Below are 14,163 nucleotides of genomic sequence, written 5' to 3' on the forward strand. Positions count from 1 at the left end.
CGATGGATTCCGGGTCTCCGCTTCGCTGCGCCCGGAATGACGGCGCAGCAGACGAGGAGACGCTGGCTTTACTTCGCCAGCCCGGGGTCCTTCTGCTCGGGGAAGCTCTGGATCTCCTTGTTGATCCAGTTGCCCTTGGCGTCCTTGGCGACCTCGCGCAGATAGATCGTCTGGGTGATGTGGCGGGTCTCGGGGTCGATCTTGACCGGCCCGCGCGGGCTTTCCCAGGCGAGGCCCTTGACCGCCTCGACCGCCTTCTCGGCATCCTGCTTGCCGGCGGTGGCGGCGATCATCTTCGCGATGACATACATGCCGTCATAGGCGCCGACCGCCGGGAAGGTGAGCTGCCCGGGGCCGCCGATCGCCTTTTCGCCGGCCTCCACGAACTTCCGGTTGGCCTCGGAATCGTGCGAGGTGGCGTAGTGGAAACCGGTGATCATCCCGGCGGCGGCTTCGCCCAGCGCCGGCAGATCGGATTCCTGCGTCAGGTCGCCGGTGGCGAAGAGCTTGACGCCGGCCTGCTTCAGCCCGGTGTCGTTGAAGGACTTAACGAAGCCGAGCGTCGGCGGGCCCGAGGGCAGGAAGGCGAAGACGCCCTGCGCGCCGGCATCGCGGATGCGCTGCATGATCGGGCTGAACTCGGTGGTGTTGAGCGGCATGCGGATGGTCTCGACGACCTGCCCGCCAGCCGCCTCGACCGCCTTCTTGAACGTACCCTCGGCATCGACGCCGGGGCCGTAATCGGTGACGGCGGAGACGAATTTCTTGATGCCGCGATCGACGGCGGCCTTGCCCAGCGGCGTCGTGGTCTGCCCGGTGGTGAAGGAGGTCCGCACGACCAGCGGCGAGGAGGTCATGATCGCAGAGGTCGCGGCGTTGAAGATCACCAGCGGCACATTGCCCTGCTTCAGCAACGGCGTGATCGCCAGCGCATCCGGCGTGAAATAGACGCCGCCGAGATATTGCACCTTGTCCTTGACGATCAGCTCCTGCGCCAGGGCGCGGGCCTGCTGCGGATTGGCGGTGGGCAGGTCGCGATAGATGATTTCGATCTCGTTGCCGGCGACCGACTTGCCGTTCTGGGCGAGCCAGGCCTCGACGCCGGCCTGGAAGTTCTTGCCCTGCAGGGCGAAGGGGCCGGAGAACGGCCCGATGATCCCGATCTTGATCGTTTCGGCAGCGGCCGCGCCGCCAAGGCCGAACGTGCCGGCCAGTGCCAGCGCGCCCGCCAGCCCGGTGAAATTCCGTCTGCTGATCTTCATCGTCATCCCTCCCGTATCCGTCCCCTGGACTTGACTGTCTCGATCGCCCCGGTTGGCTCCGGTGTCTTTCGTCTTGGCGGCCTTATGGGCGGTGGCCCTGTGGGCTAGGCCATGCCCGCTTCGGCCTAGTAAGGCAAGCCGACATAATTCTCCGCCATCGCGGTTGCGGCAGCGGGCGAACTCACGAGATAGTCGAGCTCCGCCTGCTGCATGCGCTCCTCGAAGGCGCTGCGCTCCGGAAAGCGATGCAGCAGCCCCGTCATCCACCAGGAGAAGCGCTCGGCCTTCCAGATGCGGGCGAGAGCGCGGGCGGAATAGGCTTCGATCCCGGCGTCCGAACCGTCATTGTAATGCTCGCGCAGGGCATCGAAGAGATAGCGCACGTCGCTGGCCGCGAGGTTGAGGCCCTTGGCGCCGGTCGGCGGGACGATATGGGCGGCATCGCCCGCGAGGAACAGGCGGCCGAAGCGCATGGGCTCGGCGACGAAGCTGCGCAGCGGCGCGATGCTCTTTTCCAACGAGGGGCCGGTCTGCACGGCCCCCGCGACCTCGGCGGGAAGCCTGCGGCGCAATTCGTCGAAGAAGGCCTCGTCCGACCAGTTCTCGACACGCTCCTCCAGCGGCACCTGGACATAATAGCGGCTGCGCTGCGCCGAGCGCATCGAGCAGAGCGCGAAGCCGCGCTCGTGGCGGGCATAGACCAATTCATGCGCCGCCGGCGGGCGGTCGACGAGCAGGCCGAGCCAGCCGAAGGGATAGACGCGCTCGAAGCTGGTCAGTGCGCCCTCTGGAATCGAGCGACGGGAGACGCCGTGATAGCCGTCGCAGCCGGCGATGAAGTCGCAGCGCAGCTCCCGCGCCTCGCCATTCACCCGGAAAGTCACGCGGGGCGCGGCCGTGTCGATATCGTGCAGCGCGACATCCTCGGCCTCGTAGATCGTCGTGCGGCCGAGGGCCTGGCGCGCCTCGGCGAGATCATGCGTGACCTCGGTCTGGCCATAGACCGTCACGGTCTTGCCGCCGCTCAGATGCTTCAGGTCGATGCGGTGGAGCGTGCCGTCGAAGGCGAAATTGACGCCGTCATGCACCTGCCCCTCGCGGTCGAGGCGGCCGGAGACGCCAGCCTCGCGCAGCATGTCGACCATGCCCTGTTCGAGGACGCCGGCGCGGATGCGGGAGAGCACATAGTCGAGGCTGCGGCGTTCCAGGATGACATTATCGATCCCGGCGCGCGACAGGAGCTGGCCGAGGAGAAGCCCGGCCGGGCCGGCGCCGATGATGGCGACCTGCGTGCGCATTTCCGCGTCCTCCCAAGGCGATGACGGTCTTGAGCCGACATTCCGCGCCCCAAGCTATGCGCCATGACGACACTTGACGGAATGGAGGATTCGCGCAGTGTCTTGGACAAATCGATCACGAGGACGCATGCCGGCCACGGTCCCCGCCTACTGGCTCTACGCCGAACGCCTGACGGATCGCTTTCCCGATGCGCTTCATATCGAGCCGATCGTCGCCCGCAGCGCGCTGCATGGCTGGACGATCCAGCCGCATTTCCACCACCAGCTCTTCCAGTTCTTCCTCGTCGTCGGCGGGGGCGGGCGGACCCGGATCGACGGGCGCGACCGCGAGCTCAAGCCGGGCTCGGCGCTGCTGCTCCCGCCGGCGACGATCCACGAGTTCCATTTCGTCGTCGACACGGAGGGTTTCGTCGCCAGTGTCGCCGAGACATCGCTGAAGCGGCTCTTCGACGCCGAGCCCGAGGCGCGCTCCCTCCTCGCCACGCCGGCGTTGCTGCAGGCCGAGCCGGAGAGCGTGGAGGCGCAGTCGCTGGAGACGCTGATGCGGCTGGCGATGAGCGAGTTCGGCGCCAACCGGCCGAACCGGGAGTTCGCGCTGGCGGCCTATGCCGATCTGCTCGCCTCCTGGTTCTCGCGCGCGGCGCGCGGCCTGCGGGCCGGCGGAGAGCCGGCGAAGGATCTGCGCGCCGGGCTGGTGCGGCGTTTCATCGAGCGGGTCGAAATCCGCTTCCAGAGCCATGAGCCGCTGACCGAGCACGCCCGCGCGCTCGGCGTCTCCGTGCCGCATCTGTCGCGCAGCTGCCGCGAGGTGCTCGGCCATTCGGCGGCCCGCGTCATCCAGGACCGATTGATGATCGAGGCGCGGCGCGACCTTGTCTACACCTCGCTGACGGTCGCCCAGATCTCGTTCCGGCTGGGGTTCTCCGACCCGGCCTATTTCTCGCGCTTCTTCGCCAAGCGGGCGGGGATTTCGCCGTCGGATTATCGGGCCAACGCTTAGCCCTGGGCTTACCCACCGTGGTGCAGCAGCGCCGCGACCAAGTTCTCGCTCTCGCCGATATCGCCGCCGAGCGCGGCGGCCTCGAGATTGCGGGCGATGGCGGCCTCGTCGATCTCCAGCCCTTCCGCGACCGTGGCCATGGCTTCCGTGGCGCCGGCCGCCAGCAGGAAGAGTTCGGCCAGGGCCGGCCCCTCGGCCTGCCAGCCGCCCAGCCCGCGTTCCTCTTCGGCCGGCAGCCCCGCGAGGATGCCGGCGACGAGGCCGGGCGCACGCAGGCAAGCGGAGAGCACGATCTGGCAGCCGGTCGGGTTGCGCTTGTGAGCCATGGCGGAGGAGCCGCCGCGGCCGGGAACGGCCGGCTCGCGCGCTTCGCCGACGCCGTTCTGCGCCAGCAGGGAGACGTCGCGCGCCATCTTGCCGAGCGCGCCGATCACGATCGCCAGGGCCGCCGCGATCCCGGCGATGCCGCCGCGGCGCGCCTGCCAGGGGGGCGCATCGGGCAGGCCAAGCGCCGCGGCGAGACGTGCCGAGACCGCCGCGCCCTTGCCGGCGAGACCGGCGCGCGTGCCGGCGGCGCCACCGAACTGAAGGACGGCGCCTTGCTCGACCTCGTCTTGCAGCCGCGCCGCCGCCGCGACGATGCCGGCCTGCCATTGCGCGATGCGCAGGCCGAAGCCGATCGGCAAGGCATCCTGCAACAGGGTGCGGCCGATGGCGGGGGTTCCGGCGTGGCGGCGCGCCAGGGCGGCGAGGGCGCTCGCTGTTCGCGCGAGATCGGCTTGCAGCAGGGCATGGCCGTCGCGGATCTGGCGAACCAGGACGATATCGGCGACGTCCTGGCTGGTCGCGCCCTTGTGGAGGGCTTTTGCCGCGGCTTCGGGCAATTCCTTGCGCAGGCGCGCCACGAGCGGGATGGCGAGCGTGCCGGCGAGGGCGGCCTCGTTGGCGAGTGCGGCGGGGTCGATGGCAATGCCGCCGCACAGCGTCGCGATGGCTTCCGCCTCGGCCTTGCCGATCAGCCCCTCGGCCGCCTCGGCGCGGGCAAGCTCGGCCTCGAAGGCGAGCGCGTGCCGCAGCGTCGCGGCATCCTCGAAGACGGCGAGCATCGCGTCGGTGGTCGCGGGCCGGGTGCGCAGCAAATGACTCATGCGAGGCTTTTCCCTTTCGCGCGGCCATCGCGACCCGCGGCGGCCTTCTTGGCAGGGAGCGGCCGTTCGCTCAAGCGCCGGCATCTGCCGGCGTCCGCATCCACCTGCTCGCATTGGAAGACAGCTATTCGAAGAGATCGGGATTGAGCTGTTCGATCTCGGGCAGCGCCCGCAGCAATTCGTTGAGATGATGCCGCATCGCGGCCTCGCCCGCCGCAGCGTCGCGGTTGTCAATCGCGGCGACGATGGCCTGATGCTGCGCGATCAGCTCCTGCATCGCGTTGGGGCTCTGCAGGCTGAGATGGCAGGCGCGGTCCATATGGGCCTTGAGGTTGGAGACCAGCGTCCAGGCCATCGGGCAGCCCGCGCCTTCGGCGAGCGCCACGTGGAAACGCTCGTCGAAGCGCTGAAAGGCGGTGTGCTCGCCATTGGCGACCGCCCGCTGCTGCGCCTCCAGGCAATTGTCGACGATCTGCCGGCTCGTCGGGTTGAAGCTGTCGCAGGCGCGCCGGACGACGGCGGTCTCGATCGCCTCGCGCAGGAAGCGGGCCTCCATCATCTTCTGGACCGAGATCTTGACGACGACCGTGCCGCGCTGCGGCAGGACCTCGACGAATTTCTGCCGGCTGAGCGCGATCAGCGCCTCGCGGACCGGCTGGCGGGAGACGCCGTAGCGGGTGGCGATCTCCTGCTCCGAGAGGCGCGAGCCCGGCTTCAGCTCGAGCGCGACGATGGCGCGCAGAAGCTCCTTCTCGAGCCGGTTGGCGCTCGACCCTGTCTGACCCTCGGCGAAACTCACGAAAGCAGCCTCCAAATCGCTTGCAATCGAAGCGGCATGGGATAATCTACCATACCAGTGTCGGTAACGGTATCCCAAAGTATGAATTTTACCGCGACGATCGCACGATCATTCCACGAAGCGCGCCGCGAGGCACGGCCTCTCGCGGCTTTTCCCGGCGAATTGCCCGGCAATCTCGCGGAAGCCTATGCCGTGCAGGAGGTGGCGATCGCGCTGTGGCCCGAGCCCGTGCGCGGCTGGAAGGTCGCGGCGATCCATCCCGATTTGCGCGCCCGCTTCGGTGCCGCACGGATGGCGGGGCCGGCTTTTGGCGCTGGCGTCCGCCGCGTCGCGCCGGGGGAGACGGCCGAGGTCGGCGTGATCCGCGGCGGCTTCATCGCGGTCGAGACCGAGATCGGCATCGTCCTCGGGGCGGATATCGCGCCGCGCCCGCAAACCTGGACAGCGGAAGAGCTGATGCCCTTCATCGGCGGGGTGCATGTCGCGATGGAGATCGCCGGCTCGCCGCTGCCGAGCATCAACGAGATCGGGCCGCAGGCCATCATCTCCGATTTCGGCAACAATACCGGCATCGCCGTCGGCGCCTCGCTGGGGATCGAGCAGGGTCTTTCCGATTTCGAGACGCAGATGCGGATCGATGGCGAGGTCATCGGCCGCGGCCGCAGCCACGGCCCGAATGGTGGGCCGCTCGATGCCCTGCTCTTCCTCGTCAACCATCTGGCGAGCCGTGGACGCGGCCTCGCCAAGGGCGATGTCGTCTCCGCCGGGGCGACGACGGGCGTCCATCCCATCGCCATCGGCCAGGTCGCGGAAGCGATCTGTGCCGGGGCTCCACCCCTGTCCGTCAGGCTGATCGAAAGGCAACCGGCCAGCTAGCGGCAGTCCGCCTCAACCAAAGAAGAACCGGCCCGAAAACGGGCCTTGCCAGGGAGAGAACATCATGATTGCACGTCGCATCTTACTTGCCGGCGCCGCCGCGCTGGCGGTTTCGGTCGCAACCGCCACGGCGGCGCTCGCCCAGGGCGTGACGCTTCGTTCCGCCGACATCCATCCGACCGACTACCCGACCGTCGAGGCGGTCCGCTACATGGGCAAGCTGCTCGAGGAGCGCACCCAGGGGCGCATCAAGATCAACGTCTTCCACTCGGCCCAGCTCGGCCAGGAGAAGGACACGATCGACCAGACCCGCTTCGGCGTCATCGACATCAACCGCATCAACATGGCGCCGTTCAACAACCTGATCCCGGCGACCAACATTCCCTCCCTGCCCTTCATCTTCCGTTCGGTCGACCATATGCGGAAGGCGATGGACGGACCGATCGGCGACAACCTGCTGAAGGAGTTCGAGAAGCACGACTTGATCGGGCTCGCGCTCTACGATTCCGGCTCCCGCTCGTTCTATAATTCCAAGCGCCCGATCAACACGCCGGCTGACATGAAGGGCATGAAGATCCGCGTCCAGCAATCCGACATGTTCGTCGCGCTGGTCTCGGCGCTCGGCGCCAACGCGACGCCGATGCCCTTCGGCGAAGTCTATTCCGCGCTCCAGACCGGCGTCATCGACGGCGCCGAGAACAACTGGCCGTCCTATGAATCGACCCGCCATTTCGAGGTCTCGAAGTTCTATTCCGTGACCGAGCACTCGCTCTCGCCGGAAGCGCTGGTGATGTCGAAGAAGAGCTTCGACAAGTTCAACGCGGCCGATCAGGCGATCATCAAGGCCGCCGCCAAGGAATCGGTGCTCAAGATGCGCGAGCTCTGGGATGCGCGGGAGAAGGCGTCTGAGGCCAAGGTCAAGGCCGGCGGCGCCCAGATCAATCAGGTCGAGAAGAAGCCCTTCATCGACGCGATGAAGCCGGTCTACGACAAGTTCGTCACCGATCCGAAGCTGAAGGAGATGGTGGCCGCGATCCAGGCGGTGAACTGAGCCTCGTTCAGACGGGGCGGCTTTCGGGCCGCTCCGTCTTCGGCCCCTTGCCAGCAGCCCGGGCAGATTTCATGCGCGCTTTCACCGCTTTCCTGACACGACTCGACGCCAAGCTCAGCCTGTTCGCGCTGATCGCGGCCGGGGCCGGGCTCGTCCTGATGACCGTGATGGTCGCCTGGGGCGTGTTCGGCCGCTATGTGCTCAACGACACGCCGATCTGGGTCGAGGCCGGATCGCTGTTCCTGATGTCCTGGTTCATCCTGCTCGGCGCCGCGGTCGGCGTGCGCGAGAGCGACCATCTCGGCTTCGAGGTCGGGCTGGTGATGTCGCCGCCGCCCTTGCGGGCCGCGCTGATCGTGCTGGGCGAGGGCCTGGTCTGCGCCTTCGGGCTCGCCATGCTCGGCTATGGCTGGCAGCTCGCCGCCGGCACCTGGGCCGATCGTATGCCGATCATCGGCATATCCCGCGGCTGGGACTATGTGCCGATCGCGGCAGGCGGCGCGCTGATCGCCCTGTTCGCGCTGGAGAAGCTCCTCCTCTTCACCACCGGCGAGGAACAGGCCCCGCTCGGCTTCGTCCATTTCGGCGAAAGCCAGGAGGCCTGAGCGATGGAACTCTGGATTCTCTTCGGCGTCTTCGCGCTCCTGTTGCTGATCGGCGTGCCCGTGGCCTTCTGCCTCGGCATCGCCTCCGTCGCGACCGTCGCCTATATGGGCCTGCCGCCGGTCGTCGTCTTCCAGCAGATGAATTCCGGCATGAACGCCTTCGCCATGATGGCGATCCCGTTCTTCATCTATGCCGGCGACCTGATGATCCGCGGCGGCATCGCCGAGCGGCTGATCCAGATGGCGGCGAGCCTCGTCGGCCATCTGCGCGGCGGTCTGGGCCAGGTGAACGTGGTGACCTGCACGCTGTTCGGCGGCATCTCCGGCTCGGCCGTGGCCGATGCCTCCGCCGTCGGCGGGCTGATGATCCCGCAGATGAAGAAGCGCGGCTACGACGCCGACTATGCCGTCAACGTCACGGCCAACGCGGCGATCATTGCCCTGCTGATCCCGCCCTCGCACAACATGATCATCTATTCGCTCTCGGCGGGCGGCAATCTCTCGATCGCGGACCTGTTCACGGCCGGTGTCGTGCCGGGCCTCTTGCTCTGCGCCGCGCTGATGGTCGCGGCCTGGGCGGTCGCGGTGAAGCGCGGCTATCCGCGCGAGCCCTTTCCGGGCTTTGCGACCGTCGGGCGCTATGTCGTGCTGGCGCTACCCGGCATCCTGCTGATCGGCATCATCTTCGGCGGCGTCCGCTCCGGCGTCTTCACGGCGACGGAATCCTCCTGCGTCGCCGTCGTCTACGCCATCCTCGTCACCATCTTCGTCTATCGCCAGCTCACCTGGACCGCCTTCGTCGAGGCGACCTTGGGCGCGGTGCGGACCACGGCGATGGTGCTGCTGGTGATCGGCACGGCGGGTGCCTTCGGCTGGCTGATGGCCTTCCTCGAGGTGCCGCAAGCGACGATCGCGGCGATGAAGGCAGTCTCGGACAATCCGATCACCATCCTGCTGATGGTCAACCTGATCCTGCTGGTGCTCGGCACCTTCATGGACATGGCGCCGATGATCATCATCTGCACGCCGATCTTCCTGCCGGTGGTGAAGGCCTTCGGCGTCGATCCCGTGCATTTCGGGGTGATCCTGATCCTCAACGCCGGCATCGGCCTCAATACCCCGCCGGTCGGCTCGGTGCAGTTCGTCGCCTGCGCCATCGGCCGCATTTCCATCGGCGAGTCCATGCGCACGATCTGGCCGTTCTACGGCGCCAGCATCGCCGTGCTCCTGCTCGTCACCTATGTGCCCGGCCTGTCGCTCTGGCTGCCGCGCCTGTTCCACTGAAGGACCGACCATGACCATCGACATCCGCCAGGTTTCCCACCCCGAGGCCGTCAAGGGCTTCGACACGGCGGAGCTGCGGCGCCACTTCCTGATCGAGACGCTGTTCGTTCCCGGCGAGGTCAAGCTGACCTACAGCCATCTCGACCGCGTCATCGTGGGCGGCGCCATGCCGACGAACAAGCCCGTCGTGCTGCCGACGCCCAAGGCGGTCGGCACCGATGCCTTCCTGAAACGGCGCGAGCTCGGCATCGTCAATGTCGGCGGCCCCGGCAAGGTCTCCGTCGGCGGGAAGGACTACCCGCTCGCCAAACGCGATGCGCTCTATGTCGGCAAGGAAGCGGGCGAGGTCGCCTTCGCCAGCGACGATGTCGGCAACCCCGCCAAGTTCTACCTGCTCTCGACCCCGGCCCATGCCGTGCACCCGACCAAGGTGATCCGGGAGGCCGATGCCAAGACCATCGCGCTCGGCGAGCAGGCCACGGCCAACAAGCGCGTCATCCGCCAGTACATCATCCCCGGCGTCTGCGAGACCTGCCAGCTCGTCATGGGCGTGACCACCCTCGACGAGGGCAGCATCTGGAACACCATGCCGGCGCATGTCCATGACCGGCGCTGCGAGATCTATCTCTATTTCGACGTTCCCACGGATGCCCGCGTCTTCCATCTGATGGGCGAGCCGCAGGAAACGCGCCACCTCGTCGTCGCCAACGAGCAGGCGATCCTGTCGCCCGGCTGGTCGATCCATTCCGGCGTCGGGACGAAGGCCTATTCCTTCATCTGGGGCATGGGCGGCGACAATGTCGACTATACCGACATGGACATGGTCGCGACCGGGGATCTGCGCTGATGCGCTCGCCGTTTGATTTGGGCGGCCGGACCGCGATCGTCACCGGGGCCAATACGGGCCTCGGTCAGGCGATCGCGGTTGCGCTTGCGCAGGCCGGCGCCGGTATCGTCGCGGTCGGTCGCTCGAGCATGGTGGAGACGAAGGTGCTGGTCGGGGCGACCGGTCAGCCCTTCCACGAGATCGCCGCCGACCTCGCAACGCTGGAGCCGATTGCGCGGATCGTGGAAGAGGCCGAGGCGGCGGCGAAGGCCGACGGCTCGCGCCTCGACATCCTCGTCAACAATGCCGGCATCATCCGCCGTGCCGACGCCCTCGACTTCACCGAGGCCGATTGGGATGCGGTGATGGACGTCAATCTGAAGTCGAGCTTCTTCCTGACTCAAGGCGTGGCGAAGCGCATGCTCGCCGACGGCAAGGGCGGCAAGGTGATCAACATCGCCTCGCTGCTCTCCTTCCAGGGTGGCATCCGCATCCCCTCCTATACGGCGTCGAAGAGCGGGCTGGCCGGGCTGACGCGGCTGCTCGCCTGCGAATGGGCGGGCAAGGGCATCAACGTCAACGCGATCGCGCCGGGCTATTTCGTGACGAACAACACGGAAGCGCTGCGGGCCGATCCGGCGCGCAACGAGGCGATCCTCGCGCGTATCCCGGCCGGACACTGGGGCCAGCCGCAGGAACTCGGCGGAGCGGCGGTGTTCCTCGCCTCGGACGCCGCGGCCTATGTCCATGGCGTCGTCCTGCCCGTCGATGGCGGCTGGCTGGCGCGCTGACGCGATGCGCGGATGCCGCGGATCGCTCAACGCGTTCCGCGGAACCCGCGCCCGTCTTGATCGATGACGGGCATGGCGACATGCTCCGCCTCCTTGTTCCATCGCATTGTCTTGACGCGAACGGTGTCCGCTTCGCCGCGACGATGCTTCGGGATCGGTTGGCGGGGCTCCGGAGATGGCGATGAGAGGGACGACGATGCGCGGGCTGGTGCTGGCCGCGATCCTGGCAGCGAGCGCGCCATCGCCCGCATGGCCGGCCGAGCCGGGCAAGGGCGAGTTCCTGCAGGACTACATCACCTGCGAGCTCTGGATGAAGCGGGAGGCGACGGATGCGGAGATGCATGCCGCCATCGGCCGCTGGCTGGTCGATGCCTTGCGCCAGCAATCGCCCAGGCGGCTGCCTCATCTCTCGGACGAGGTCATCATCGACGCCGTCGAGCGGCACTGCGCCGCCCAGCCCGGTCACAAGCTGAGCGTCGCCGCCTTCCTGGCAGGCCATCGCCTGCCCGACTAGATCGCCGCGCGTCCTGACGGGCGTGACGTGGCGATCGATCTCCTTGTCATCGCATCGGATTCTGCCGGAGAGCGGACACCGCTTTCCGGCCCGGTGCGACAGAGGCCGTGACGAAGGGCCTCTGCGGGCATCTCACCAGCGATCGTCGTAATAATGACGGCGATAGCCATAGGCGGGCGCCCAAGGCGGCGGGCCGCCATAGCGTCGACCATAGCCATAGCCGCGGCCATAGCCATAGCCGTCGCCACGGCCATAATAGCGCTGGCGCGCCATGGTCTCCTGCATGATCATCAACCGCTCGCGCTTCGCCTCGGTCATCGCGAAGTGAAGCGGTTGCTGGTCGAGCTGCTGGGCCAGGACCTGCGGCAGCGCTTCGCCTGCCCGGGCCATCGGCGCGACCGCCATGACCGAAGCGGCGCCAAGGATGGCCGCTGCCAAAACTGAATACCGACGCATGGGAATCTCCCTTTCTGCTGTCGGGCATTAAAGCCCTTGGTATTGGAACGCAGGCTGAACGAAATCGTTCGCCTTCGTTCATCTGCCATGATGCGACGCCAGGGCGCTCGGCGCCGCGTATATGGGCGAAGGCAGGGCTTCCCGGAGCGCGGCAAACGCCTTCAGCCGCTGTTGTCGGTCCGGCCGGTGCGGCTGGTGGCGGACTGGCTTCTGGCGGCGTTGTCGAGGCACTGCGCCATCTCGGAGGTGCCCCATTTGAACTTCGAGCACTGGGCGGTTCCCACGGTGAGGTCGCGGGCGGGGTGATCGGACTGGGGCGTGCTGTTGCAGCCGGTCAGAGCCAAGGTGATGATGGCGAGCGCCAGTCGCATTGGATTCCTCCTTGCCGTTAGGGCCGGCGATTAGGCCGCCTGCGGCGGATCGATTCAACCCCCCGTCGATTGTCGCAGGGGTGCGCTGGCTTCGATCCTTGTCGCGATCTAGGCCGCCGAGCGCCTCCGCCCGTCCCTGAGCAGCGCCAGCGCGGCATCGACCAGCGCGTCGCCATATCCGGCGCGGGCGTGGTCCTCGGTCATGATCTCGTTGAGCAGATCGGTCGCGATCAGGGCGACCGGCCGCTGCGCCGGATTGCCGAAGCCGCCGCCGCCGGGCGTCGCGATGCGAATGGTCTCGCCGGCATCGACGAGAAGCTGGGCGATCTTCGAGGGCAGCGCCTGCTCGCGCCCGGTTCCGGGGTTGCGGGTGACGCGGCCCTTTCCACCGGTCAGGCCGCCTTCCGCGCCGGGCGCTCCGGCCTTGTGCCGGTCGGAGCGGGCTTCGAGATTCGTCCTGTCGTGCAGAGCGCGCACGGTGCGGGCGATGCCCATGCCGCCACGCCACCGGCCGCAGCCGGCCGAGTCCTGGACGAAGGCGTATTCCTCGACATGGAGCGGGAATTCGTTCTCCAGAGCCTCGGTGGGGAGATTGAGCGAATTGGTCACATGGACATGGATTCCGTCCATGCCGTCGCCGTCGCAGCGCGCGCCGCCGCCGCCGCCGACCGTCTCGCCGCAGATGTAGAAGCTGCCGTTCTCGGGGCGGTGGCCGGAGACGCTGAAGGAGGGCAGCACGTCATAGGCCGAGGCGATGCGCGTGGCGGGATCCACCAGCGGCTGGAAGGCACCGAAGATCGCGCCGGCCAGGCGCTGGCAGGCGATGGTGCGCGAGCCCACCGGGGCAGGCGAGCGCGGATTGACGATGCTGCCTTCCGGCGCGCGCAGGACGATCGAATCCATCATGCCGGAATTCGCCATCAGCTCGGGATCGAGCAGCGCCTTGACGCAGTAATAGGCCGTGGCCCGCAGGGCGTTCGGGGCGATGTTGATCGCTCCGCGCGCCTCCGGCCCGCTGCCGGCGAAGTCGATCACCAGCTTGCCGCTCTCGACGCTGACGGCGGCGCAAAGCGGCACCATCTCGCCATCGGGCAGGCCGTCATCGTCGAGCCAGGCGGTGAAGCGGCTGGGCGGGCCTTCCGCGAGGCCGGCGATGCGCAGGTCCAGCCGCCGCTTGGTATAGGCGAGCAGGTCGCGGATGCGCGCCTTGAAACCGTCGACGCCCATGCGGCGCACCAGTTCCAGCGCGGCGTCGCAGCCGCGCTCATTGGTGGCGACCTGGACGCGCAGATCGAGCAGGCGCTCCTCCGGCAGGCGCGAATTCAGCGCGATCAGATTGAGGAGGTCCTCGTCGACCTCGCCCTGGCGGCTGACCCGCATCGCCGGGATGCGCAGGCCCTCCTCGAAGATCGAGCGCGCCGTCGGCGAGACCGAGCCGGGCACGGCGCCGCCGACATCGGTATGGTGGCCGATATTGACCACGAAGGCGATCAGCTCCTCGCCGTGGAACACCGGCGTCGCGATGGCGATGTCGGGGAGATGCGTGCCGCCGGCCGCGTAGGGGTCGTTCGAGATGAAGGCGTCGCCCGGGCGGATTTCGGCGCGCGGATAGCGTGCCAGCAAGGCTTCGACGACGCCCATCAGCGAGCCGAGATGGACCGGGATATGCGTCCCCTGTGCGACCAGCCGGCCCTGCCCGTCGAACAGCCCGACGGAGAAGTCGCGGCGTTCCTTGATCTGCGCCGAGAAGGACGAGCGCATCATGTTGATCGCCATGGTCTCGGTGATCGAGAGCAGGCGATTGGCGAAGACCTCCATCGCGATCGCATCGAAACCCGCGATCGACGGGGCGGCTTTGACGGGCATCGGCATGGTCGGATCC

15 protein-coding genes are annotated in these 14,163 nt (G+C 67.7%); 8 read left to right on the top strand and 7 right to left on the bottom strand.

From position 1 onward, the window contains the following. Positions 1 to 68: 68 nt before the first annotated feature. Positions 69 to 1,262 (bottom strand): ABC transporter substrate-binding protein, encoded by a 1,194-nt coding sequence (locus GY40_RS13105; protein WP_081925451.1) that lies wholly within the window; start codon positions 1,260 to 1,262, stop codon positions 69 to 71. A 125-nt stretch (positions 1,263 to 1,387) separates the two neighbouring features. Beyond that, positions 1,388 to 2,560 carry a 4-hydroxybenzoate 3-monooxygenase gene (gene pobA / locus GY40_RS13110; RefSeq protein WP_038362932.1) on the bottom strand — a complete coding sequence of 391 codons (1,173 nt, stop codon included), beginning with the start codon at positions 2,558 to 2,560 and terminating at the stop codon, positions 1,388 to 1,390. A gap of 127 nt (positions 2,561 to 2,687) precedes the next feature. On the opposite strand from pobA, the gene GY40_RS26575 reads away from it, so the two are divergent. After that, entirely contained in the window at positions 2,688 to 3,560 is an 873-nt protein-coding gene (locus tag GY40_RS26575; protein ID WP_051987951.1) for a helix-turn-helix domain-containing protein, read from the top strand. Between the two features lie 8 nt (positions 3,561 to 3,568). Here GY40_RS26575 and GY40_RS13120 read toward each other — a convergent pair whose 3' ends face one another. After that, on the bottom strand, positions 3,569 to 4,708 hold the full coding sequence (locus GY40_RS13120; RefSeq protein ID WP_038362934.1) for a lyase family protein: 1,140 nt from the start codon (positions 4,706 to 4,708) through the stop codon (positions 3,569 to 3,571). 124 nt (positions 4,709 to 4,832) lie between these two features. After that, on the bottom strand, positions 4,833 to 5,507 hold the full coding sequence (locus GY40_RS13125; RefSeq protein ID WP_156115942.1) for a GntR family transcriptional regulator: 675 nt from the start codon (positions 5,505 to 5,507) through the stop codon (positions 4,833 to 4,835). A gap of 81 nt (positions 5,508 to 5,588) precedes the next feature. On the opposite strand from GY40_RS13125, the gene GY40_RS13130 reads away from it, so the two are divergent. The 7 genes from GY40_RS13130 to GY40_RS13160 all read left to right on the top strand — a co-directional run bounded on the left by GY40_RS13130 (position 5,589) and on the right by GY40_RS13160 (position 11,454). Then, the gene (locus GY40_RS13130) at positions 5,589 to 6,383 is read left to right on the top strand and encodes a 2-keto-4-pentenoate hydratase (RefSeq protein ID WP_051987953.1); all 795 of its coding nucleotides are present in this window, start codon (positions 5,589 to 5,591) and stop codon (positions 6,381 to 6,383) included. A 64-nt stretch (positions 6,384 to 6,447) separates the two neighbouring features. Further along, positions 6,448 to 7,434 (top strand): TRAP transporter substrate-binding protein, encoded by a 987-nt coding sequence (locus tag GY40_RS13135; protein ID WP_051987956.1) that lies wholly within the window; start codon positions 6,448 to 6,450, stop codon positions 7,432 to 7,434. 71 nt (positions 7,435 to 7,505) lie between these two features. Further along, complete coding sequence (locus GY40_RS13140; RefSeq protein WP_051987958.1) at positions 7,506 to 8,039, top strand: TRAP transporter small permease; 534 nt, start codon at positions 7,506 to 7,508, stop codon at positions 8,037 to 8,039. A 3-nt stretch (positions 8,040 to 8,042) separates the two neighbouring features. Continuing rightward, positions 8,043 to 9,323, top strand: coding sequence for a TRAP transporter large permease (locus GY40_RS13145; protein WP_038362938.1), 1,281 nt, complete (start codon positions 8,043 to 8,045; stop codon positions 9,321 to 9,323). 10 nt (positions 9,324 to 9,333) lie between these two features. Further along, positions 9,334 to 10,170: a 5-dehydro-4-deoxy-D-glucuronate isomerase gene (gene kduI, locus GY40_RS13150; RefSeq protein ID WP_038362941.1), complete on the top strand. Its 837-nt coding sequence runs from the start codon at positions 9,334 to 9,336 to the stop codon at positions 10,168 to 10,170. Next, the gene (kduD, locus tag GY40_RS13155; RefSeq protein WP_038362943.1) at positions 10,170 to 10,940 is read left to right on the top strand and encodes a 2-dehydro-3-deoxy-D-gluconate 5-dehydrogenase KduD; all 771 of its coding nucleotides are present in this window, start codon (positions 10,170 to 10,172) and stop codon (positions 10,938 to 10,940) included. The genes kduI and kduD overlap by 1 nt, the downstream gene beginning before the upstream one ends. A gap of 181 nt (positions 10,941 to 11,121) precedes the next feature. Continuing rightward, complete coding sequence (locus tag GY40_RS13160) at positions 11,122 to 11,454, top strand: hypothetical protein (protein ID WP_156115943.1); 333 nt, start codon at positions 11,122 to 11,124, stop codon at positions 11,452 to 11,454. 132 nt (positions 11,455 to 11,586) lie between these two features. Here the strand turns inward: GY40_RS13160 and GY40_RS13165 are convergent, their stop codons facing one another. From GY40_RS13165 to GY40_RS13175, 3 genes are all read right to left on the bottom strand, one after another. Next, positions 11,587 to 11,910, bottom strand: coding sequence for a hypothetical protein (locus GY40_RS13165; RefSeq protein WP_133565408.1), 324 nt, complete (start codon positions 11,908 to 11,910; stop codon positions 11,587 to 11,589). Between the two features lie 161 nt (positions 11,911 to 12,071). Further along, entirely contained in the window at positions 12,072 to 12,281 is a 210-nt protein-coding gene (locus tag GY40_RS13170; RefSeq protein WP_038362950.1) for a hypothetical protein, read from the bottom strand. Positions 12,282 to 12,389: 108 nt separating this feature from the next. Continuing rightward, positions 12,390 to 14,153 carry a hydantoinase B/oxoprolinase family protein gene (locus GY40_RS13175; protein ID WP_051987960.1) on the bottom strand — a complete coding sequence of 588 codons (1,764 nt, stop codon included), beginning with the start codon at positions 14,151 to 14,153 and terminating at the stop codon, positions 12,390 to 12,392. Positions 14,154 to 14,163 lie beyond the last annotated feature (10 nt).

It is taken from the genome of Allobosea sp. UNC402CLCol, from assembly GCF_000745475.1.
Taxonomy (GTDB): Bacteria; Pseudomonadota; Alphaproteobacteria; order Rhizobiales; family Beijerinckiaceae; genus Allobosea; species Allobosea spartocytisi.